Source organism: Rhizobium sp. rho-13.1 (assembly GCF_007000305.1).
GTDB lineage: Bacteria > Pseudomonadota > Alphaproteobacteria > Rhizobiales > Rhizobiaceae > Rhizobium > Rhizobium rhododendri.
This window is the reverse complement of sequence record NZ_SCFL01000031.1, coordinates 1-21,617: the sequence shown is the minus strand read 5'-3', so window position 1 is coordinate 21,617 and position 21,617 is coordinate 1. Positions and strand designations below refer to the sequence as shown.

At 56.8% G+C, this 21,617-nt stretch carries 15 protein-coding genes and 5 pseudogenes; 8 read left to right on the top strand and 12 right to left on the bottom strand.

Translation table 11 applies throughout. The features are described 5' to 3' along the window. Positions 1-870: 870 nt before the first annotated feature. The 5 genes and pseudogenes from EQW76_RS27190 to EQW76_RS27170 all read right to left on the bottom strand — a co-directional run. Positions 871-1,470, bottom strand: a pseudogene (locus EQW76_RS27190) (IS3 family transposase); the annotation flags it as partial. Between the two features lie 305 nt (positions 1,471-1,775). Further along, complete coding sequence (locus EQW76_RS27185) at positions 1,776-3,047, bottom strand: type II toxin-antitoxin system HipA family toxin (protein WP_142832374.1); 1,272 nt, start codon at positions 3,045-3,047, stop codon at positions 1,776-1,778. Position 3,048: 1 nt separating this feature from the next. Further along, the gene (locus EQW76_RS27180; protein ID WP_142832375.1) at positions 3,049-3,363 is read right to left on the bottom strand and encodes a helix-turn-helix transcriptional regulator; all 315 of its coding nucleotides are present in this window, start codon (positions 3,361-3,363) and stop codon (positions 3,049-3,051) included. A gap of 532 nt (positions 3,364-3,895) precedes the next feature. After that, positions 3,896-4,864, bottom strand: a complete 969-nt coding sequence (gene denD / locus EQW76_RS27175) for a D-erythronate dehydrogenase (protein WP_142832376.1) — start codon at positions 4,862-4,864, stop codon at positions 3,896-3,898. 732 nt (positions 4,865-5,596) lie between these two features. Next, a pseudogene (locus EQW76_RS27170) lies at positions 5,597-6,570 on the bottom strand (DUF932 domain-containing protein); the annotation flags it as partial. A 607-nt stretch (positions 6,571-7,177) separates the two neighbouring features. Here EQW76_RS27170 and EQW76_RS27165 point away from each other — a divergent pair. From EQW76_RS27165 to EQW76_RS27155, 3 genes and pseudogenes are all read left to right on the top strand, one after another. After that, entirely contained in the window at positions 7,178-8,560 is a 1,383-nt protein-coding gene (locus tag EQW76_RS27165) for a Fic family protein (RefSeq protein ID WP_162854795.1), read from the top strand. Then, positions 8,557-9,219 carry a hypothetical protein gene (locus EQW76_RS27160; protein WP_224129420.1) on the top strand — a complete coding sequence of 221 codons (663 nt, stop codon included), beginning with the start codon at positions 8,557-8,559 and terminating at the stop codon, positions 9,217-9,219. Before EQW76_RS27165 ends, EQW76_RS27160 begins: the two co-directional genes overlap by 4 nt. After that, positions 9,171-9,585: pseudogene (locus EQW76_RS27155) on the top strand (SDR family oxidoreductase); the annotation flags it as partial. The gene EQW76_RS27160 and the pseudogene EQW76_RS27155, both read left to right, overlap by 49 nt. 19 nt (positions 9,586-9,604) lie before the next feature. On the opposite strand, the gene EQW76_RS27150 reads toward EQW76_RS27155, so the two are convergent. From EQW76_RS27150 to EQW76_RS30275, 5 genes are all read right to left on the bottom strand, one after another. Continuing rightward, complete coding sequence (locus EQW76_RS27150; protein ID WP_224153342.1) at positions 9,605-10,945, bottom strand: HWE histidine kinase domain-containing protein; 1,341 nt, start codon at positions 10,943-10,945, stop codon at positions 9,605-9,607. Then, entirely contained in the window at positions 10,867-11,238 is a 372-nt protein-coding gene (locus EQW76_RS27145; RefSeq protein WP_142832377.1) for a response regulator, read from the bottom strand. The genes EQW76_RS27150 and EQW76_RS27145 overlap by 79 nt, the downstream gene beginning before the upstream one ends. Then, complete coding sequence (locus EQW76_RS27140) at positions 11,235-12,641, bottom strand: histidine kinase dimerization/phosphoacceptor domain -containing protein (RefSeq protein WP_142832378.1); 1,407 nt, start codon at positions 12,639-12,641, stop codon at positions 11,235-11,237. The genes EQW76_RS27145 and EQW76_RS27140 overlap by 4 nt, the downstream gene beginning before the upstream one ends. Before the next feature lie 236 nt (positions 12,642-12,877). Further along, a complete protein-coding gene (locus EQW76_RS30280) occupies positions 12,878-13,045 on the bottom strand; it encodes a hypothetical protein (RefSeq protein WP_307877425.1) in 168 nt (55 codons plus the stop codon). A 119-nt stretch (positions 13,046-13,164) separates the two neighbouring features. Next, positions 13,165-13,281 (bottom strand): SDR family oxidoreductase, encoded by a 117-nt coding sequence (locus tag EQW76_RS30275; RefSeq protein WP_307877424.1) that lies wholly within the window; start codon positions 13,279-13,281, stop codon positions 13,165-13,167. 1,534 nt (positions 13,282-14,815) lie between these two features. Between EQW76_RS30275 and EQW76_RS27125 the strand changes: the two genes are divergently transcribed. The 3 genes and pseudogenes from EQW76_RS27125 to EQW76_RS30025 form a co-directional block, all read left to right on the top strand. Then, positions 14,816-15,157, top strand: a complete 342-nt coding sequence (locus tag EQW76_RS27125; RefSeq protein ID WP_142832380.1) for a helix-turn-helix domain-containing protein — start codon at positions 14,816-14,818, stop codon at positions 15,155-15,157. After that, entirely contained in the window at positions 15,147-16,430 is a 1,284-nt protein-coding gene (locus EQW76_RS27120; protein ID WP_143123448.1) for a HipA domain-containing protein, read from the top strand. Before EQW76_RS27125 ends, EQW76_RS27120 begins: the two co-directional genes overlap by 11 nt. Positions 16,431-16,802: 372 nt before the next feature. Continuing rightward, positions 16,803-16,994 (top strand): annotated as a pseudogene (locus tag EQW76_RS30025) (SDR family NAD(P)-dependent oxidoreductase); the annotation flags it as partial. 263 nt (positions 16,995-17,257) lie between these two features. On the opposite strand, the gene EQW76_RS27105 reads toward EQW76_RS30025, so the two are convergent. After that, positions 17,258-17,950, bottom strand: coding sequence for a Crp/Fnr family transcriptional regulator (locus EQW76_RS27105; protein WP_142832382.1), 693 nt, complete (start codon positions 17,948-17,950; stop codon positions 17,258-17,260). Positions 17,951-18,670: 720 nt separating this feature from the next. Here EQW76_RS27105 and EQW76_RS27100 point away from each other — a divergent pair. After that, positions 18,671-19,051, top strand: a complete 381-nt coding sequence (locus EQW76_RS27100; protein WP_142832383.1) for a hypothetical protein — start codon at positions 18,671-18,673, stop codon at positions 19,049-19,051. Positions 19,052-19,115: 64 nt separating this feature from the next. On the opposite strand, the pseudogene EQW76_RS27095 reads toward EQW76_RS27100, so the two are convergent. Further along, positions 19,116-19,885 (bottom strand): annotated as a pseudogene (locus EQW76_RS27095) (SDR family NAD(P)-dependent oxidoreductase). Between the two features lie 840 nt (positions 19,886-20,725). Between EQW76_RS27095 and EQW76_RS27085 the strand changes: the two are divergent. After that, positions 20,726-21,355, top strand: a complete 630-nt coding sequence (locus EQW76_RS27085; protein WP_143123447.1) for a recombinase family protein — start codon at positions 20,726-20,728, stop codon at positions 21,353-21,355. Positions 21,356-21,617: the final 262 nt, after the last annotated feature.

The window sequence follows — 21,617 nt, the reverse complement described above, 5'->3', positions numbered from 1 at the left end:
GAAACGCTTGTCCGCGACTTGCTGAAACCGCTGTCCCGATTTAGCGAAATCCGCAGCTCGGCGGCTCAGCTCCAGATCATGATATTTACCCTGCAGTTGTGAACGTTCGTTGAGAAGTGCGGGTATTCGGTGCCGAGCCGCCCATGGCGGTTTTTCGTGACTTCGGAGTAGACGTTCGACGGATTGCCTGGCCCTGACTTGCCTGCGCGCAGGCAAGTCAGGGCCAGGCCGTCGAGAAGTATACCGGAGGGGTTTCTGGTGATGGGGGTGAGGACTGGTACAGGCGCTGCGCCTGCCGTAATCTTCGTGATGATCGATGAAGGCAGGCACAGCGCCGACTGAACGGCTAATTCTACCCGGCGGCGCGCCCTACACCGTGCGGAACACGAATGCCGGGTTATTATGGCGCAGACGGGGCTTCACGTCCATGTCATGGCAGCTGCCATGGAGCAGATGAACACGATACTGGACGCTTTTTTCTGTGCGAGCGTTGCCGGGGACAAGTGCTGATCTGCCGATGCTGCGACCGCGGACAGATTTATTGCGCCGGAGGCTGCGCGCGTGTCGCCCGTGCCGAGCGGCGTCGGGATGTCGCCAGGCGTTATCAGACGAGCCGGAAGGGCCGCTTTGCTCATGCAGCCCGCAGCCGCCGATATCGGGCCCGCCACAATAAAGTGACGCACCATGGTTCACTCGCCAGCGATGCCGATGTTGATGTGATAGTGGCTTCGGTGACGACACCGAACGAGGCATCCGACCCTGCTGACACGCCGCCTTTGACCGAGCCTGCGATCCTTGAAGGATTGCCGACCGGCATTCTGGGGCATCATTGTCACTGGTGCGGCCGCTGGTGCTCACCTTTTGTCCGCAGTTTGGGCGGCGATAGATCGCCTCGATGCCCATCTTCTTCATCAGCGTGGCGATGTGCAGCCGCCCAGCTTCCAGCCCTTCTCCTCTCAAGAGCCCTTGCAACATCCGACTTCCGGCAAACGGGTGATCGAGATGCAGTTCGTCGATCCGGCGCATAAGGGCCAGATCACCGTCACACACCGGACGAGAACGATAATAGACGCTGCCACGGCTGAAGCCGAAAAGCTTTGCCTGGCGTGACACGGAAAGTTTGTGCTCGCGGTCGATCATTTCTTTCCGCCCAGCAATCCCGCCTTGCCAAGCGCACCGGATAAAAAAATCGTTCTCCAGTGTCAGCTCGCCGATCTTGGCGTGTAGTGTTTTGACATCGCCGGTTGGACCCGCCGGTTCCGCCTTAGCTTCATCACCGAAAACTCCTGTCGCCCCCTCAAGGAGCTGGTCTTTCCACTGCTTGATTTGGGTGGCGTGCACGTCGAACTGTTGGGATAATTCCACCAGCGTCTGCTCGCCTCGGATGGCGGCGAGCGCCACCTTTGCCTTGAAAGCCGGGCTATGGTTCCGGCGCGGTCGTCTTGTAATGGTCTCTCCTGTTCCCGACATCTAAGCCGAAGTCAGGCAAAAATTCCACTTATCCCACTGTGCAGATTTCCCGAGCCAGCTCTGTTCCCGTGTCTCATTTCTTCGAAGTAAGTGAGCCTATAATCGGAAAGCCGCTTAGCGAGAAAGACGAATTATTCCATTTTGTGGGTACTATCGAAGGTCTCGATCTCAACAAGTCCTTTGCCCAGATTGTCAACGAGCACGTTCGCTGGAAAATCCTGTCATTGGTAAAGGCAATCGCGAACGCCGAAAAATGCGAAATTAGGTAGCAAATGCCACCAAGTGAAGCCCGCGAGAGCGCCAGCCTAGGGACGACATCCGTCGTCCGGATCATCCGATGAACCGATATCCGACGGCTCAATTGCCTCCCGGCGATGCTCGAGTATCGCCGGTGAATCCAAGATGTCGCCAAGGTAGTCGATGTCGCCCTCTGTGACACCGCATTCTGAAAAGATGTCACGCCATCTTCCTATCCATCCGGCCATCTGGTTCCATTCGTGCCGGGCATCCTCTTTGGACATGCCGAAGTGCGGCGCTGCCGCCACGGCGTGTGCGATGCTAAAGTCGTTCCGGAACTTCGGACTCGAGGAGATCTGGATCGCCTGCTGGCCGAGACCGCTCATCTGGGTCGGAATGTCGAAAGCCAGCGACAGCAGCCATCCATCTTCGGCATGAAGAAAGGCATGGTTCTTCGTATGATCATCAGTATTGTCTATCATGATGTTGAATGCCATTCTGCGGAACAGTTCACGCTGCATGCAATGAATGCGGTCGGGAACGCCATGCCGCCGGATGATCGCAGCAATGGTGGCATAACTATCGTCCGCCTCCGGAGACAGCAGCGTGCGCGCTGAAACGGCATGCACGCGCTGGTCGTCTACACGGTCAAACCGACGAACCATCAGAATATGGTCGATCCCGCCGGGAATAACCCGTGACGACGCGACATGTAGGCCAGCTCGGCGGCCCAATTCCATGCAGGCATGCTCGACAAGGAGTTGATCCACGTTGCTGCCACGCGGAAATTTGGCGATCCACTCTCCTGCATCGTCTTCGATTAGCATCTTGGGATGGGCACCGCCCATGCTGCCGGCGCTCGCAATGAGTTGCCTTTCACGTTCGGTGAGAGGTTCACGTTCAAGGACGCGTGCAAATAGTGCCTCCGCCTCTTGGAGGGAATCCACACTCATCAGTGGCTGTTCGTTGACAGGGCGATACTCGTCGAAGCTGGAAGACATCCCAAGCGCACCAAAACGCCGGTCGCCCGCATACCAGAGCTTGTCGAGAGGACTCATGCGCGATGGGCGCGAGACGACCCTGATCATGCGCTCACCCCAGCGATCCGGCATGGCGTCTTCGATTGCTCCAGGAGCCACCATGTCCTTCAAGGGGGCATGCACCTTCTTGTCAAGGGTGAGGTCTGGAGACAGAGGAAATCCCGAACGCCTCCACTCGTCATCCAGTTCAAGAAGGCATCTCCGATTGCTCGCCTCAAGCTTCACCTGCCCAACAAGGCGCGGATCGAGCGGATTTTCAAGATACCAGACCGCAAGAGAATTTCCTCGGAAGTCGCCCATGCTACCCTCTCTTTCGGCTTGCCCGGTTCACGTCGATCATTATGGCGTACTCGTCCTCGCCAGGCTCGAGAAGCTCGGAAAGCTTTTCGGACTTTCCAAAAATCCAAAGCGCCACAGCATAAACACCTATAGACACCCTTGCATCGCCCGCCTCCATCCTGCGCAACGTGGGGATAGAAGTCCCCATTCGTGTAGCCATAGTCTTCAGACTGTCTCCTCTGCGCTCGCGGGCGATGCGCAGGTGAGAGCCAAGCGTCTCCAGCGCAACCAATGTCGCGTCAGTCAGGATCTCAAGCGACGCGGAGTTCTTTGACATGAACTTATATTTCCTCTTTAGGGTGATTTTATGAAAAAATATGTTCTTTTGGGCGAATACAAGAGCTATCGCTCATTCCGTCATTTGAACGGATTCCGACACGGCCTCATGCATTCCACAATACTACTTGTCGGCCATGTTGGTCAGGTCATGGAGCGGCTCGCACGCTCTAAGACGATCCCAAGGAAGTCGATGAGATTGTCGGTGGCAGTTGCTACCTAACACCGGAAAAATGAGCCATTTTTCACGCGAGGAATAGTCAGGATAGAGGCTATAATCTCTTGGCTATCTACCCAAATCTGGGTCCGAAAAGAATATGCTGCCGCAAGCAAATTAAAATGTCCTGAGCCGAACGTCTTGGTTTACAGCGTGGGGAACCGAAAATCGCCGATATGGAGAGAAATTATACCGGAGCTGCTGGGAGTGAATACATGGATCACGATTTTGCGTTCGTAATTTCTGGCGGCAAAGTCTATAGCAAAGCGGCTCGGCCGAAGTACCTCTGCTATGCGGATAGGGCCAACACTGTGTGTCAGCCGCACTTGAGTTCATCACGGCAATAGATCTGAACGATCTCATCGAAACTGGCATCTGGGACAAAGCAAAGATCCAGAGCGAGGCGTGCGTCAAAGGATTTGGGCCAGGAGCTGACAATCATGTGAATCGCCGGATCGGGCTCTTCGCGAATGAGGGCCACTGCATCGTCACCGGCAACCTTCCGCAAGGCTTCGATTTGGTCTTCCACCGACGCTGAGACGCCAGGCATCGTCAACGCCCGGACAGTGAGGTCCGGGCCCGCAACCTCTGCGGCCCTGATGAGGAAATCTACCGCCTTCCGCGGTGAAGCGAACCAATGGCGAATGTCGCGCGATACGGGGAGGACGGCTTCTTCGCCGTTCAGGGGCTCGCGGATGATGCTCGAATAGAAACTCGACGCCGCCTTATTGGGTTTACCGGGTCGCACGCAAATCGTCGGGAGGCGTATACTCAAGCCATCTATGATCCCGCGCCTGGCATAGTCGGCGACGAGAAGCTCCCCCATCGCCTTTTGTGCGCCATAGCTTGATAGGGGACGCGGGAGATAATCATCTGGAATGACATCCGGAAGTGGTGCGCCGAAAACCGCAATCGAGGATGTGAACACGAAACGCGGTCGGTAATCTTGTCCGATCGTGCGAACGGCATTGAGTAGCGCGCGGGTCCCCTCTAAGTTGACCCGGTAGCCTTTCTCGAGGTCGGCTTCCGCCTCTCCCGATACCACCGCAGCAAGATGAAAGATCACGTCAGGACGATACAACAGGATACGCTCTGCCTCTCCTTGGTCCGAAAAGTCAGACGTCAGAACATCGACGTTAAAGTTACCGTTTACACGCGCCGCCGGCACAATATCGTGAAGGGTAAACGCCGTGATGGCCTTTCCAGCAAGCTCTCCTTCGGCCGCAAGGCGCTCGGTCAGTCTTCGCCCGAGCATTCCAGCTGCTCCCAGGATGGCAATACGCATGACTACACTCCCATATAAAGTATCATGTTCGGCAACGGGTCGTAGCTCTTTGCCCATCGCCCATGCACATCTTAGTGGTGAAAGTGACACGTACACGCGCGTTTTCTCACGAGCTCTAATGTCTACTGCCCCGCGCAAACTCAGTTTGCGCTTATCCCCGCCGGGGCTGCCGCTACTTTTCTAAAGTACTTTTTCCTCAGCGACAACTTGGCAAACGCAATCCACAGCGACAATATCGCCCACGGTTCCCGTTTGTCGACATTCCAGCTTCATTTCGCGGTCGCGAGTCGCCAAGCTTGCCCTAGACGATTGCACGAGAAGACATTGCATCGGAATTCGTACGAAATTAAATCTTGGGGACTGGGGGTTGTGGTCTGGAGCATGGCAGCAAGAGGGCTGCGATTGGAAAGAATTCAAAGGTGTTTCCTTGGTGATTGCCGCCTCTACCTTCCGTCAGGTAGTTGATGACCGATACCTACGCCTTATTGTCCGTCGACGTTGTAGCCGCGATGTGGGCCACATCACGCGCGCTGTCTCGGGCGCTCTTCTCGGATTCCCGCGCGCTCTTTGCCGCGTTACGCGACAATTATCCGGGCGGGGATCCCTACGTTAATTACGAACGCAAGCGTGTGCTGCCAATCTCAACGTTATGGGCCGCTAGGACAAAGTCCGGTCTGAAAAAATCATCGAGAGGAAGGGCGACGATTGCGCCAAGCCCGCCTGCGCCAGTGGGCGCGCCACGATCCGTTTGCGCGCCGCCTTGATCCCGTTGACGAAGGGCACTGGCGAGGAATTGGCGAAATTCTGCAGCGCCGGGGCGGCCTCATGGGCGAAACGGGAGGCGGCATATTTGCTGTGACGGATGGTGATCTCTTCGAAATCCTCCACGCCCCATAGATTGCGGTTCTGGCAGACCGCTCGAAGGTAGAAGCTCGCCATGCCGAGCGTTTTGGCACCAACCTCGCTGTTCCAGGCATAGAATCCTCGGAAGAACAGGTCGGGCGACCCACCGGGCAGCTCGCCAGCCTCGATGGGGTTCAGATCGTCGACGAGGAACAGGAACACGTCGCGGTCGCTGGCATAGGCGTGGTGGTGTCCTTGGTGATATTGACGCGCGGATTATAGATCCCGGTCGACCAGTCGAGCACACCCGGCACCTTCCAGCGCGTGTAACCGGTGCCATTGCCGGCGATGCGCTGAACCGCTTCGACGAGTTCGTGATCGTAGATGCGACCGTAATCGACACCGGTTGACGCCCGCAGCTCGACGCGACCACCATCGGTTTCGAGCGTCTTGATCTGCTCGGCCCGATGCGAGGTCAGACGGTATTGCAGATTGATCCCGGCGAGCGCGGCGGGGAGTTGGCGCAAATAGGCGGCCGGCGCACCGACCTGGGCAGCGAGCTGTCCAAGACTCCAGTGCGTCGGCGCGATGGGCGCGTCTGCACCGGGAAGGATCAACTCCAGGCGCTCGGGATTGGTGCGGCTCGCCTCGACATGGATGAGCGCGCTTTGCACAACGCGGGTCCGGCTGCGTTCGGCACGATCACGCTCCATCCGAGCCAGTTCGCCAAGCGACAGGAAGCGCTCGTCATGAGGGCGGGAATACCATTCGGATGAGACGCGACCGACCTGTCGGCCACGGCTCTGATCAACCTTGAAGCCACCACTCTGATCACGGGGGGTGTCCAGTACCTGAATGTTCATAGGATCTACTCCAGGACGGGTGCCGGAAGCCTCTCTCTCGGCCCTCCCACGTCCACGAAGTGAGACGCCGCCTCTTACTCTGGAGGGATAGCGCACGACCGAAACGGACAAATGGAGAAGCCAAAGACATGAAGCCGGCACAACGTCCTTGGATAAACTTCGGTCCTCCGGCGACATTGAGAACCAAAGCTGCATGGGGTCAGCACGTAAAGTCGCAACCGACCGCAAGAGCATTTCTCCAGGCCTGCGTTCTCCCCTTGCCGTTATTGCCCCGCCTGCCCGAGTTTTTAGCGACGAAACGAGAAACGACGCTTCCACATTTTCCGAGCCAGGGACATTTGCCGGCAAGGACGAAGGCTTTCGCGCGAGTCGCCAGTCCGGCCCTATGGCCACGCTGGCGGATGCGTTTCATCTCAACACGCGCAGTCGATCATGTTCTCACCGACGGCGGTGACGGACAGGGTCGCAACGCGCTTCAGGTTTATGACGTTATGCTAACGAAGATTCCGCCGGATAAGCGCAACTATGATTGCGCATAGACTTGATATTTGCGCGTATCTGGGCATTCTTGCGCCTACTCCGTTAGGCGCAAGAAAAGCAACGAATCGTGGCGAACCAAATTCCTGAGGACGCATTTGCTGCGATCGAAGAGATCGTAAGCCAGCACACAGGTGCTATTCCAGCATCAGAGATTCTTCGCGCTCTGCAAACGCCTATCCCCCAACGCACCCTGCAATACCGGCTGAAACGGCTGGTATCGGATGATCGCTTGATTATGGAGGGCGAAGGCCGCTGGGCAAAATATCGCCTGCCCGACCACGCTTCGTCCCCTCCATCACCTGGCGAGGACAGGGTTTTCGACATTACACTTGCCGATGCAGCCAAATCAGTGCGCGATTATGTTCGACAGCCGTCCGAAGCCCGTAAGCCGGTCGGTTACAATCGCGAGTTTCTCAACAGCTACCGCCCGAACGTTACCTTTTATTTGACCCAATCCGAGCGCCTCCATCTGACGTCGGTCGGGCGGCTACAGGTCGCAGAGCAGCCAGCAGGAACCTATGCCAAGCATATCTTGAGCAGGCTTCTGATCGACCTTGCCTGGAACTCGAGCCGGCTTGAGGGCAATACCTATTCGCTGCTCGACACCAAGCGCCTCATTGAACTCGGTGAAGAAGCCGAGGGCCGAGCCCATCTCGAAGCGCAGATGATCCTCAACCACAAGGACGCAATCGAGTTCCTGGTCAGCGCAGCCGATGACATCGGCTTCAACCGCTACACGATTCTCAATCTACATGGTCTGCTAGCCAATAACCTGCTTGTCGATCCATCAGCTGTGGGAAGGTTACGCTACATAGCGGTCGGAATTGAGCGGTCAGCGTTCCACCCTCTGGAAGTGCCGCCGCTCATTGAGGAATATTTCGATCAGATCCTGGCCACTGCCGACGCCATCACCGACCCGTTCGAGCAAGCATTTTTCGTTATGGTGCAATTGCCCTATCTTCAGCCCTTTGACGATGTGAACAAGCGCGTTTCCCGCCTTGCCGCGAACATCCCGTTTATCAAGCATAACCTCTCGCCGCTCTCCTTTGACGACGTACCACGGCAAGCCTACACAGAGGCGGTACTCGGTGTTTACGAGCTAAATCAGATGGATCTGCTCAAGGACCTCTTCTTGTGGGCCTATGAACGCTCGGCTGCGCGCTATGCCGCTGTTCGCCAATCGCTGGGCGAGCCCGATCCATTCAGGCTTCGCTATCGCGCCGAATTGCGCGCGCTCGTCGCGACCCTCATCCGAGGGTGCACCCGACGTAAGGAGATCGCCCAACGCATCGCAGCTTGGGCGGCAGAGAAAGTCGATCCCGCCGATCGTCGGCGCTTCATCGAGATTACCGAAGCCGAAGTAACGGGACTGCATGAAGGCAATTTTGCGCGCTATCAGATCCGACCCTCGGAGTTCGCAGACTGGCGCAAAGTCTGGGAGGCGGAATGACCGACAGCTCTTACCCGATTATCGCCGCCGACGACTTCGCACGCCGATTTTCAATGCGGCCAGGTGGCCTACTGTGGCTACTTGGGGCTGGAGCGTCTGCCGCGGCCGGTATTCCCACGGCTTGGGACATGATCTGGGAATTCAAACAGCAAATTTATGTAAGTCAACGTCGCGTCTCGCCAAAAACCGTAGCCGACCTGGCAAATCCGGCGGTCCGTCGCTCATTGCAGAGCTTTATGGACGGCCTCGATCGGTTTCCACCAACAGGGGCTCCCGATGAATATGCGGCGTTGTTCGAAGCGGCCTATCCAAGCGAAAACGACCGCAGGACGTACATCGCGGCCAAACTCGCCGGTGCAAAACCGTCTTACGGCCACATGGCTCTGGCGACCTTCATGAGAGCAAGCCGCACCAAAATCGTATGGACCACAAACTTTGATCCGCTTGTCGCCGATGCATGTGCCAAGGTCTATGACGGGACGGGGCATCTGACCACCGTCGCGCTCGACGCTCCCGATCTCGCGCGAGACGTAATCAACGGCGAGCGCTGGCCTGCGGAAATCAAGTTACACGGCGATTTCCGATCGGCAGTAAGGATGACCGCTCGACTGCTGCCCAATGGGGAAGAATTATCAACATATCCAGCATGGCGGCATTGATGACTCCTGCGAAAAGACCCGACTATGGTGCCGCAAAGGCCGCGATGGATTGCGATGACAGCCTCTTTGGCGAAGGAGGTTGCGATGGATGGCATCACAGCCAACACGGTATCGCCCGGAACAATTAAAAGCGGCAGGCTAGACGAAGGCTTCCGCAAGGTAGCCGCCGCGCAAGGCCTTGCGCTGGACGCACCATGGACCGAAATCGAGAAAATAGTGCTGCCGATGTTTGCCTAAGTCCCCATGGGAAGGGTTGGAACACTTGAGGAGATCGCCGAAGCCATCGCCTTCCTCGTTAGTCCACGCGGCAGCTATATCACGGGAGCGAACCTGCGACTTGATGGCGGCATGTGGCTATGCCTTTGATTGTCGAGGCCTAGCCGAACTACGAGCCGATATCTTGTACTGCTGCCATCGGCGCGCTGAACGTCGCGGTGAACCCCGAAGGGAGATAGGACTTCTCGGCGTGTCCCGTCCCCGCGATCCCCATGCGGATCAGCCTCGAGCCGAACCCGCGCCTGATCGGCTCAGATATCTCCGGCCCGCCGCTTTCGGTCCAAACCATCGACAGGGTCGGGACACCGTCAAGATCATCGACCGACCACTTCACAGAAACCCGGCCCGACCCGTTCGAAAGAGCTCCGTACTTGATGGCGTTGGTGGCCAGTTCGTGGAGGAGAAGGGAGAGCGATAATCCGGCCTTGGGACCAAGCGTAACCTTCGGGCCGTCTAGGTCCCGACGCGTCCCGTCGGCGTGAAGGGTGAGCACGCTGAGCATCACGTCACCGATCTCGGCCGACGACCAATTCTCCCGAAGCAGCACGTCATGTGCCCTGCTGAGAGCCTGAAGCCGACCCGTAAACGCATCGACCGCATCGCGCTCAGTCACGTCTTTCAATGCCTGGGCAGCGATCGCCAGCACCATCGACAACGTGTTCTTCATGCGATGACTGAGTTCGGCGGTGAGAAACTTTCGCTCTTCCTCCGCCTGTGCCATGGCTCTCGTTTGTGCGAGCATTTGTTCGCTCAAACTGCGTTGAACCTCCGCCTCTTCCGATTTCTCGCGCAGGGCCTTACGCAGTTCAAGCTGTGCCATGACCTGCCGCGCGAGCAGACGGAGTGTGTCCTGCTGCAACTCGTCGAGGACCATCGGCTCGTACCCGAGAACGCATACTGTACCGATAGGGAGTTCGTCTTCCGTCTTGAGGATCGCGCCAGCGTAGAAGCGAAGATGCGGCTCGCCTGTCACCAGAGGATTGCAGTCGAAACGCTTGTCCTTGGTCGCATCCGGAACCATCAGAAAGTCGTTCTCGAGGATCGCTTTGGCACAGAACGAGCTGTCGAACGGGGTGGACCTCACCCCCAACCCGACCTCGGCCTTGAAAAACTGCCGCCGATCCCCGATCAGGTTGACGGCGGCAATCGGTGTGCCGCACAAACGCGACGCGATCTTTGCAATGTCATCGAAATCCTTCTCCGGTTCCGTGTCCAGAACGTCATAGGAATACAACGCGGCGAGCCGACGTTCTTCGGGGAAGTCGACTTCGAGATTTTTCAACGAGGGATTTCCTTGGCCTGACAAACTCAGGTCTCCATGGGATTGATATACCAACGCACGATGTAAAGCGACGAATATCGGGGTAGGATTCAGCCCGCCGCCGTCCTGATGACCGCCAGCACCTCGCGCTCCGAATACGGCTTGCCAACAAAGCCGATCGGCTGCCACTGCATCGCCATATGCCGGGTTCGTTCGTCGAGGTTCCCGCTGACGAACAGAGACGGGATGTTCCACCTCTGCCTCAGCGCGGCGGCCGTAGCGACGCCGTTCGACCCACGCGCCAGGTTGATGTCCATGATGGCGACGTCGATCCCTCCGTCCACGCTTTCGGCGATAGCTAGCGCCTGGGGCATGTCGGAGGCCTGGCCTACCACCGTATAGCCAGCATCCAGCAGCATGTCTTCGAGGTCGAGCGCCAACAGCATCTCATCCTCGACAATCATAACCCGCAAAGCCGTCATCTGTCGTTTCCCTCGAAGGCCAGCATGAAGCGATAGCCATCAGGAGCATTGGCCTCTGCGACAACACCGCCGAGCTGGGAAGCCATGGTGGCTATCAGTCTACCCCCCAGTTCGTCGGACCCCATTGGCGAGGCCACGTCCGACCCCGACACCGTTAGTTCTATCCGACCTTCGGCAGTGGTCTTCAGTGAAACGGTAATCGGATTTTGCTCGTCGGCCCCTCTCAACGCCCCGGCCAGAAGCTCGTTGACGATGACCGATATCGGTATAGCGCGTTCGGTGGGCAGCTCCAACGCGTCGGCATCGACGATGATCGCCTTGGGCCCGTCGCCCACGAGATCAAGGCAGAGCTTTGACAAGTGGTCAGCCATGTCCACGCTGAGCGAATTATGGTTTCGATAGAGCCGTTCGTGTACGGATATGATGGCTCGGACGCGCGAAATCGCCCGGGCGAAGGCTTCGTTCGTGGCAGGGTCCCGTAGTTTTCGCGCCTGCAAACGCAATGTGCTGATAACCAGCTGAAGGCTGTTCTTCACGCGGTGGTTGACCTCGGCGAGAAGAAGTTCCTTCTGCTCGATCAGCTCCCCCTGTGCGGCGAGGGCGGCGCTCAATTCGGCCTCTCTGAGACGGTCTGCGGTGACATCCATCAGGACACCGATCATGCGTACCTTTCCCGTTGAGGTTCGCAAAACCTCGCCTCTCGACGTGACGTGCCGCACTTCCCCGGACGGCAGGAGGATACGGTAATCGAACTTCATCGCCGTTCTATCCGGGCACTCCATCACGTCGGCGACGACCTTCTTCGTGGAGAGCAGGTCGTCGGGGTGCATCCTGGCAAAGAACGGCGCCGCGACGGGGCCGCCCTCGCCGGGCTCGAAACCAAAGATCACGTCGACCGAATGGCTGCGCCTCCAGATATCGGTCTCCGGTTCGTATTCCCAACTAGCGAGGTCGGCGGCGTGGAGCGCTACGCGAAGACGGGCGTCAGTCTCCTTGGCCTTCAGGACGCTCTCGGTGACGTCCATGGGATTCTGGATGATGTATTCGATCTCGCCGTCGTCACCGAGGACCGGAGTGTGGACAGGGGTCCAGAACTTCTGCGTGAATCGCCCGTCAGGTTGGGGGATGTCATACTGGATGACCGCCATCTCATGCGGCTTGCCGGTCTCTATGACGTGGCGCAGAGAAACTTCGAGCGGTCCCTGCTCGACAGTCCCCGCTGCATCGGGGTTTTCGGGGAATGCCACCAGGATATTCTGACCGACGATATCGGCCAGGCTGCGGTCTGTCAGCGCCAGGTATGCGTCGCTGGCTCCGACGATCATGAGGTCGGTGTCGAGAACCAGATATGGCTGAGGCATTCCTTTGAGGATGGCCGCGAAATTCGTGTTGGACATGGACATTTAGAGCGGCACCCAAGATTCTTTTCCGTCATGACAGACCATCAGGCGTTGAAGTCCTTTCAATAAACCGCTCCCGGAAATAGAGCGGCGATCTCGGAGGGCAAGTCGTAAGGCTCTGTGTTGAAGTACCTGGACCTGTCAAACAGCGATGGTCTCGTACGTGAATATAAGCGATCCGACAGACGGCTCAACCTTCTTCGTCTTTTGCTTTCGAGGGGACCATCCCTCGGCGGTCGTCATAGGGAATTTTCTCCTGGCGATATCCGCCGTGATCGGCCTGGCTTCAGTCTTAGCGCCGGCCGCACGTTCCAAATTGCTGACCTCCCGATCGAAGCCCCGCCGTCGACATGCAAGGTCTGTCCGGTGATGAACGCGGCATCGTCGGAGAGCAGGAAACCGATCACGCCGGCTACTTCCTCGGCCTGCCGAAGCGGCCCATAGGAATCGCTGATAGGTATCGCGCTTCACCGTTGCTTCCGATAGGGTTATTTGTACGGAACAATTCGGTCTCCGTGGGTCCAGGCTAAATTGCATTGACGGTGATGCCGTCCATAGCGAGTTCCAGCGCCCAACTCCGGGTGAAGCTGACAAGTGCTGCCTTGGCTGTGGCGTAACTCGTCCGCTCAACGTCGCCGAGCACCGTGAGACTCGAGATATTGACAACCCGGCCCCACCCGCATGACTTCGTCGAGCGTCTCGACGGCGATGTCGCCGACAGGTTAGACAGCTTTTCGCCTTGATAGGATACGAACCGAAAGTCACCTGCGCGAATTGCTATGTACCTACCAATGCTCTTCTTTTTGTGCGCCCGTGGCGCTGGCTCTTTCGATGCTTTACGTCGTTAAAACTCGGAATTTGCCGAGGTAATGGTATGCATGATTTTTGCGAGCCCGCATGTCCAAAAAATCGTGATTCTGATCCGTGACTTGGTCCGGTTCGGGCAAAAATGGGTACTTTTTTGCCCAGCCATTGTTGCATTCTTAATAGGAGTGCTCCATATCAATGATCAACAACACCCGCTACGCCTCGGACGGAACCTCGGTTTCGAAACTTCGCACCCCAGCGGGTTTTTTGTTTTCTGGCGGTTTCGAATCCGCCTATGAGATGGTATGAAGTTTTAAAAGCCATCCGTTTCTATTCCCGATCAAATTGCCTGGCTCGAAGCAAGGGGAATGGCCGTTCCGGATCTAGGCGACGCAGCCCATTGCTCCAGCACATAAGCTACTACCCGCTACGGTACTACTGGCTTCCGTTCGAGGGTATCCCACACGCGACTGGCGAACATAGGTTTTGATATACAACATCCTTCGACGATGTGTTGGAGATACACATTCTCGATAGGCGCCTTCGACTACTCGTGATGGATGCGATCGAGAGAATCGAAGTGTCTTTGCGAGGCGGTTGGGCGCATCACGTCGCGATGAAATACGGGCCGCACAGCTATCTTGATCCTGGCCTCTATCACCGAGCAGACCGATATGCTCAGGCCTTCTTGAAGCTAATTGAGGATCTGCGTAGGTCGAAGGACACTTTCATCCTCCATTATAAGAATAGATATGACGATCCTGAACACCCGCCGGTCTGGATGACAGCCGAGGTAATATCGTTAGTGGTACAGCAATCTAAAGAATCGATCCGACCCGCCAATTACATGCAAGGTGGCCGATGTCTTTGAATGAACCACAAGCCCTTAAAAAAGCACTCATACGGTTCACCGGATACGTTGATCTGTACTACAATTTATGCGTAAACTCTTAATGGTGCAACGTTGGGATGCAACCGGCTTAACAGGAGCTGCAGGCAGTTAAAGTTGCACCGATTGCTTTGACTGGCGACGACGGCGCAGCTTGATTTGTATGCAGCTACGGATGTCAACTGAAACATTGTCGGTTTTTGGCCGGGGCCGCGGTTGCTTTCAAGAAGCGGTGTATGAAACTCTCGTCCAGGGGTGTCCCGTACTCACGCGATGTACGTTCTTCGGTTGGCAATTCAGCGAAATGCACCACATTCACGTCTGTCTTGGCGCCCATTGACCGCCATCTCAATGTTTGTCTATTTTAGTAGACATTGTCGTTTACAATAGCTTCTAAAATAGACAAAACTGCCGGCATATTTGCCATTATTCTCCGATGTGATATATCCTAAAGTAGATATTAACGTCACTTGTGTATGCCATGGCAGAGAATGCGAATTCCTTTTTGTCACTTTCGCTAACGAGTCGATCAGCGTTGCAATTGCTTGCGTCCGAGATTCAGGCAGCTCGAAAGCTTCGCGGCTGGACAGAGGCCGATCTCGCCAAACGAACCGGATGTTCGCGGCTGACGATCCGCGCGATCGAAGCCGGCAAGCCAACCGTTGCAGTCGGATACATCTTCGAAGCAGCGACGATGGTTGGGTTGGCCTTGTTCGGAGGCCCCTTTGAGACGAAAGCCCGGCTTTCGGAAACTAAGACAAAACTCGAGCTTCTGCCAGCACGTGTCCGACATCAAAAGCCGGAGCTGAAAGATGATTTCTGATCCCAGCGAACTTTACGTCTGGATATGGTTGCCGGGAGAAATCGAGCCAGTCGTCGTGGGGCGCGTAGTCCGTGAGAGGGATCGCTATTTCTTCAACTATGGTCGCAGCTACCTGGAGAGAAAAAAGGCAATCGCCATTTTTGATCTCGACCTGCCGCTCGGCGCGGGCGTCATCGAACCTCCGGCCGATCATTTTCTCGCACCATCCCTGCGCGACGCATTGCCTGACCGATGGGGCCGGCGCGTTATAGTCAATGAATTGTCGGGACTGAAGCAGGACGCGATCGACGAGGACGCCTTCGGCGAGATGACATTCATGCGCCATTCCGGTTCAGACAGAATCGGTGCGCTGGATTTTCAGGAGAGTGCGACGGAGCACATTGCTCGCGAGGGTGACCATGCGACGCTGACGGAGTTGCAGAGTTTCGCCGATAAGGTGGAAGCCGGGGAACCGGTCCCCGAAGGCTTGCACCGTGCCATCCTTCATGGCAGCTCGATCGGCGGTGCGCGCCCAAAGGCGCTCATCAGCGACCACCAGGCGGGGAAACCAAGGAAGCTGATCGCTAAATTCTCGGCCACGAATGACACATTCGCGATGGTCAAGGCGGAATTTGCAACCATGCGCCTGGCAGCATGTGCTGGTATGTCCGTGGCGCCGGTAGAAATAGATAGAGTCTTGGATCGCGATGTCCTTCTCGTCGAACGGTTCGACCGCATTTCCGTCGAAACGTCATGGCGGAGGCGTGCAATGGTCTCCGCCCTGACATGGACACAGGAGAATGAACTCGCTGCCCATCATATCTCGTATCAGATGCTCGCGGAGATCATTCGAGCTCGGTTTTCCGATCCATTGGAAAACCTGACCGAACTTTTCTCGAGACTTTGCTTCAACATTCTCGTTGGAAACACCGATGACCATGCAAGAAATCATGCAGCCTTCTGGGATGGGAAGACACTCAACTTGACGCCCGCATATGATATCGCCCCGCAACGCCGGGGAACACCAGAAGCCAATCAAGCAATGATCGTCTCTGGAGGAAGTCGCGCTGCGAAGTTGATGAACGTCTTGGCTGTCGCGCCGTCGTTTTTGCTATCAAAGGCGCAAGCTCGCACGATTATCGATGATCAGATCGCCGCAATCATCGCCAACTGGCAAATAATCTGCGAGGAGGCTGGCATGACGGCAATTGAGCGACGTTTTTTTGAGGGGCGCCAGATCCTCAACGGCTATGCCTTCGACGGCTACGGCCGCGCCCCAAGGCTTGGCGAATGAGAAATGCGGCCCAGACTTCGTTTTCGGATATACCCGTTGTGGTGTGAGTATCCAAGACAAGTGCCTCATGTCTGCGAATCAAAAAACCGCCACGCGAAACGGAAGGCCACTGTAGTTCGTGGAATTTTGCCCTCAGCCAAGCCCTGCTCGCCTTTTGGTGACACGGTTAACGGAGCCGTCTCGGCAGAGGAACGTTTCTCCCTGGCAATGATCGATACCATCCGCCCGCGCACTTATGATTGAAGTTGTCGCGGAGGGCGCGGAAACACCTAAACATGCTGATGTCTTGCGCGATCTTGGTGTCGATGTCTTGCAGGGCTATGCGCTCAATCGACCTGAGCCTTGGGGCTTCCTAACCGGCAGACTGTCGCTGCAGGATATGACCGTGAGGAAGCACTTAAAGAATCGCCTTGTGTAGAAATGCCGCGTCAGTTCCAAGTCAATGTCTTCGGTGCCGTTTCAGTCACCAAGGCGTTCCTGCCTCATTTTCGCTGACGGCTTAGTGGCTTTGTCGTCAACGTGACGTCGATGGGCGGAATGACCACCATTCCCGGGATCGTCTACCTTCAGCTTGACGCTGGAGGCTTCTTTACCTGCTGCCTCGCGAGACCAACCGCCGGAAAGAAATCCTTCAAGGCACTCCTGCAGTGTTTCGACATCTAGAAAGCCAAATTCTATTTGGTCGCGGGACGGATCTGGGCGCATTTTCCACCCCTGCATCGGTCACCATTTGATCGTAGCGCAACGAAGGCCCGATGCAACCGTTCGTCCGCCCGCGGACAGAGGCGCCGGGAATGTGGAAAAGTGCTGATCGTGGAGTAGGGTTGCTAGCCCATCGATCCTATCAAGCGACAGAATTCGGTCTCAGCAAGGCCGTATGCCTCACCTGCGAACGCCTCAAGCCGTTTGCGGTCCCGGATCGTTACGAGGCCTCGCGAACTGTAGACCAGGCGATCACCCTCAAGCTGATGGAGAGACGTCGTCACGCTCTGCCGCCTTACGTTCAGCATTGCGCCTAGGAATTCGTGTGTCACAGGCAGCTCGTTTCCAGCCGTCCTGTCATGCACCATCAAAAGCCATCGAGCGAGCCGCCTTTCGACGGAATGCGTCGTATTTGACAGTGCGGTGAAACTGGTCTGGACGAAAAGGGCCTGCGCGTATCGACTCAAAATCTTTCGAAGTGCCCTACTCGCGGCGAGCGCCTCAAAGAGATGGTCGTTCAATATTCGATTGCCCTTGCCCTCCACCTGCATGAAGACCTTGAACGGGGCCTGGTCGTCCTCGAATAGACTATTTGGTGGCGACATGCCTTCCCGGCCGAAGATCGCAACTTCGACCTCATGTCCAGCTGGCGAGACGGCCACCACAGATCCAATTCCCGACTCCAGAAAAAAGCTGTATTCTGCCGCTTTATTCGGTTCCGCCATCTCGAACAACCTGGGGAGTTCGACTGGCTCGAAGTTGGCGACTAATCTTTTCCTGTCCGGCTCTTCCATTAAGGCTATCAGACGATTGAACATTATTTGGTTCTCCGTGGTGGTCTGGAGAAATATGTTTCGTGACGACATTCTGACAAGATCGCTCTTACTGCACCGAGGCGAAAACCAATAGTGAAGCAAAGGGACGCCACCTTAACGCCCCGAAAAGGCCCGGCCCGACTCAGTCTTTAAGTTGTGTCATTGTGCGTTGTTCCAGCTGTCACTCGTTCGACAGCAGCACTGACCCGCGGCTGGCTGACAAGGCAGCCAGAAATTTGGCGGCGATGTCGCCCACCAACAAGCGTTCACGGTTCTTGCAAACACGATGACGGCCCAGCTCGGCGCGTCAATCGACATGCCGTTCAATCATCTAAACAGCAGGTTATCCTCCATCTACTCTATGAGCTAGCGCTCTGAGCGGATCGTGTGGGAAGCCTGAAACAACAGCGCACGCAGTAGCTATTTCGGCGGGATGGACGGGCGGCCGATCGCTGAAAACATCGCTTCAAATCAGGCAACAAACTTTCCGACGGTGGTGTAACATCGCGCGGATTGCGGCAGCGGATCGTTTTGGCGGGACGCGTACCTCGCAGCTCGCATAAGAAAACAGACTTGCTGTCTGGACATCACTGCCTCGCATGTCTTCAGACATTTGTCGGCGGGTACCAACTCGTCCGGCACGCTGAAGAATTTGACGGCTACCCCGTCACTATTGATGAATTTGTCGAGCACGCAAGGGATGGCCGGCTTGGATAGCGGCGCTTGATCGCCGATGCAGCGGACAAGGCCGGCTGGGGTATGGGCATCGCTGCCGCCATCCTCAACCCACCACTGTTCGTCATAGTTGGCCAGCTGGTCGCAATCGGCGAAGCCTTCCTGACGCCGATGGAGCGCAGTTCTTGCGCCACACCCTCCAGCCGCCGGACCACCTGGTTGAAACAACGAGACCCCGTTTCGTGGATGGGAAGTTTCTGGGTAATGATGACACAGTCCTTGGTGCAGTGGCTCTCGTGTTGCATCAACACGGACGCGTCACCGGCTTTTCATAGCGGAGTTAGGCTTCCCAAATCGAACGTGACGGTCGTAGCGCTTGATGGGATGCGAGCCGTCGACGCCGTGCTTATCGCCGCTCTAAACAATTGATCAGAAGCGATCCAGTGACTGGGAACATCAGGCCATGGCCCTAAATTTTCTTAGGTCTGCGCGACTACATTGCTGTATAGCCGCCATCGATGGTCAGCACCGTGCCGGTGAAGTAACTCGATGCGTCAGTGGCGAGAAAGAGAACGACATTGGCGATTCGCGCGGCTCGCCGAGGCGACCCATCGGCGTCATGTGCATCCATGTGTCGAACCACTCCGTGTTGCTACGGCCGCGCAAGGTCAGCTCGGTGGCGACATAACCGGGTGCGACGGCATTGACGCGCACGCCACTCCTTGCCCATTCGACCGCCAGCGACTTGGTCAACAGATTCACGCCGGCCTTGGCAGCGTTGTAGGATACCTGCGGCTGGGGGAAGACGGTGACCTCGCCACAGATGGATGAGATGTTGACCATCGAGCCGCGCCCGGCAGCCACCATGCGGCGCCCGAACGCCTGGGCGCAATGGAAGACACCGCCGAGATTGATATCAAGCACGGACTGCCAGTCGTTTCGGCTCATGTCGAGAGCCGGCGCATTGCGCACAATACCGGCATTGTTGACCAGCACATCAACAGAACCATGCTGCGCATAGATTGTTTCCACGACATCTGCGACCATCGCGGTTTTTGTGACGTCGAGCGCGACGAAGGCAGCCGCACTTCCGGACCTGACGATCGCACCGACGACAATGTCGCCCTCCGTCTGATCCAGGTCGGCGATGACGACACGGGCACCAGCATCGGCCAGCCGTTCGGCGATCGCCCGGCCGATGCCGCGCGCTGCCCCCGTGACAACGGCCGTCTTGCCGTCGAGGCGGAAATCGGCATCACCCATGTCGTGTACCTCCCTGTTCGAGAACCGATTTCAGCGCCGGATAGTGTACCCGGTACTGCTGATAGAATTCGTTGTGGAGTGCCATTTCGCGAGGCTGCGGCTCAATGCGTTTGCCAGGGCGCACCCAACCTCTCGGACCTTTTCAAAAGCGATATCATATTGCTCTCTGCGGGCACTGCGAAGGTGAACGCCACGCGCGCGATCTTGAAAGCTGGGTTTATAACAGGCCTCGTGATCGACGCCGATAGCGCGCGACAATTGGATGTAATTTTGCAGCGCTAGCGGCAGACCTATCTAGGACACGGTCGACGTTCCAACGACATAAGCGGCGGGCATTAGCCTCGAACCATGACGAACCACGGACCTGTCGTGAAACTCCAGCTCCGACCGATCGTCGCCAGTCAGCCTCGGATCGAAGCCATTTAGATGAATGGTCGATCGCTTCGTGATCAATCACTCAATATCTCGCTACCCTCCCCATCTACATTTCTGCAGCGCTGTCTCAGGAACGGTGTCGGCAGCCAAAGTCCAAGCCGCTCTGCGCGGTCGCACGCCATGCATCGCAGAACAGCACGACGCTGCCTGTTTGGAGGCACGGTGCGATTGTACCGGCGGCATAAGAACAGTATATGGTTTCAGCGCATCCCACCTTATCGCTCAAAGCATTAAACGTCTCTCTTTCACGTCTAATTATGACAATAAAAGCATATCGTACCGCTCTTGGCCATTGCGTATCTTTCTGACCCGAAATATTATTCCCACACACAAAGGGGAAACGCCCGTTCTTGAGACCAAAAATATACTACATTTCAAAAATAGCATCTCGTGAGCAGCTGTCTTATGGCCATACATGCCTACCTGCAAAAAAACATTGGTAAAAACGAGGTGACAGACGTCCAAGAGATGCTGGCAAAGTTTGCTGGCGAACGAAACTGGACGATTGCCACCACCAGCGTCGAGACCGAGGGCGGCGCGACATACAACTGTCCGGGCCTTTTCCACCTATTGGCAGTCTGCAAGCCCGGCGACATCCTCCTGATCGCCCAATTGGACCGTCTTACCCGTCTGAACGTCGAAACCTGGGATCAGTTGCGCTCCGAAATCAACGCCCGTGGTGTTCTCGTGGTATCTCCGGACCTGCCGACAACGTGGGCTTTCGGATCGGCGGAACCGACTGAGCTCTGGGGACCTATGAATCAGGCGATCAACAGCACCCTTCTCGACGTCCTGGCCACCGTTGCGCGTAAAGCGCAAGAAAATAAGCGCTGGCTTCAGCGTCAAGGTATCGCCGCTACCAAGGCGGCCGGTGGTTATCGTGGCCGTCCGGAGAACACGCGGCGCAACGACGAGATCATAGCGATGCTTCGAAGTGGGAGGACCTGGGAGAGCGTGCGGAATAAGGTCCGATGCTCGAACTCCACAATCGCGCGAATGGCAAAACGCATAAAGACCGAGCCGGTGGACGAATGACCGTCCCCGGCTGCCGCTGAGGCCAAAGCCTTTGGACTGTGGGCGTCCGCCATTCGGGCTTTCGGCGCAGGTGTCAGCGGCGGTGCCGTCGCAAATGGCATCCCCGTGCTCCACCGACCGGACCATCTGCAGTAGGTAGGAATAAGCCGCACCTGATGTCCTGGTCGTGACCGCCGGTTATTGCCCGTCCCCGGATCATCGGTGCAATTGCGCTATAGCGTTGCGAAAGACGCAGCGCGGCTGTCTCGCGCAATTGCCTTTT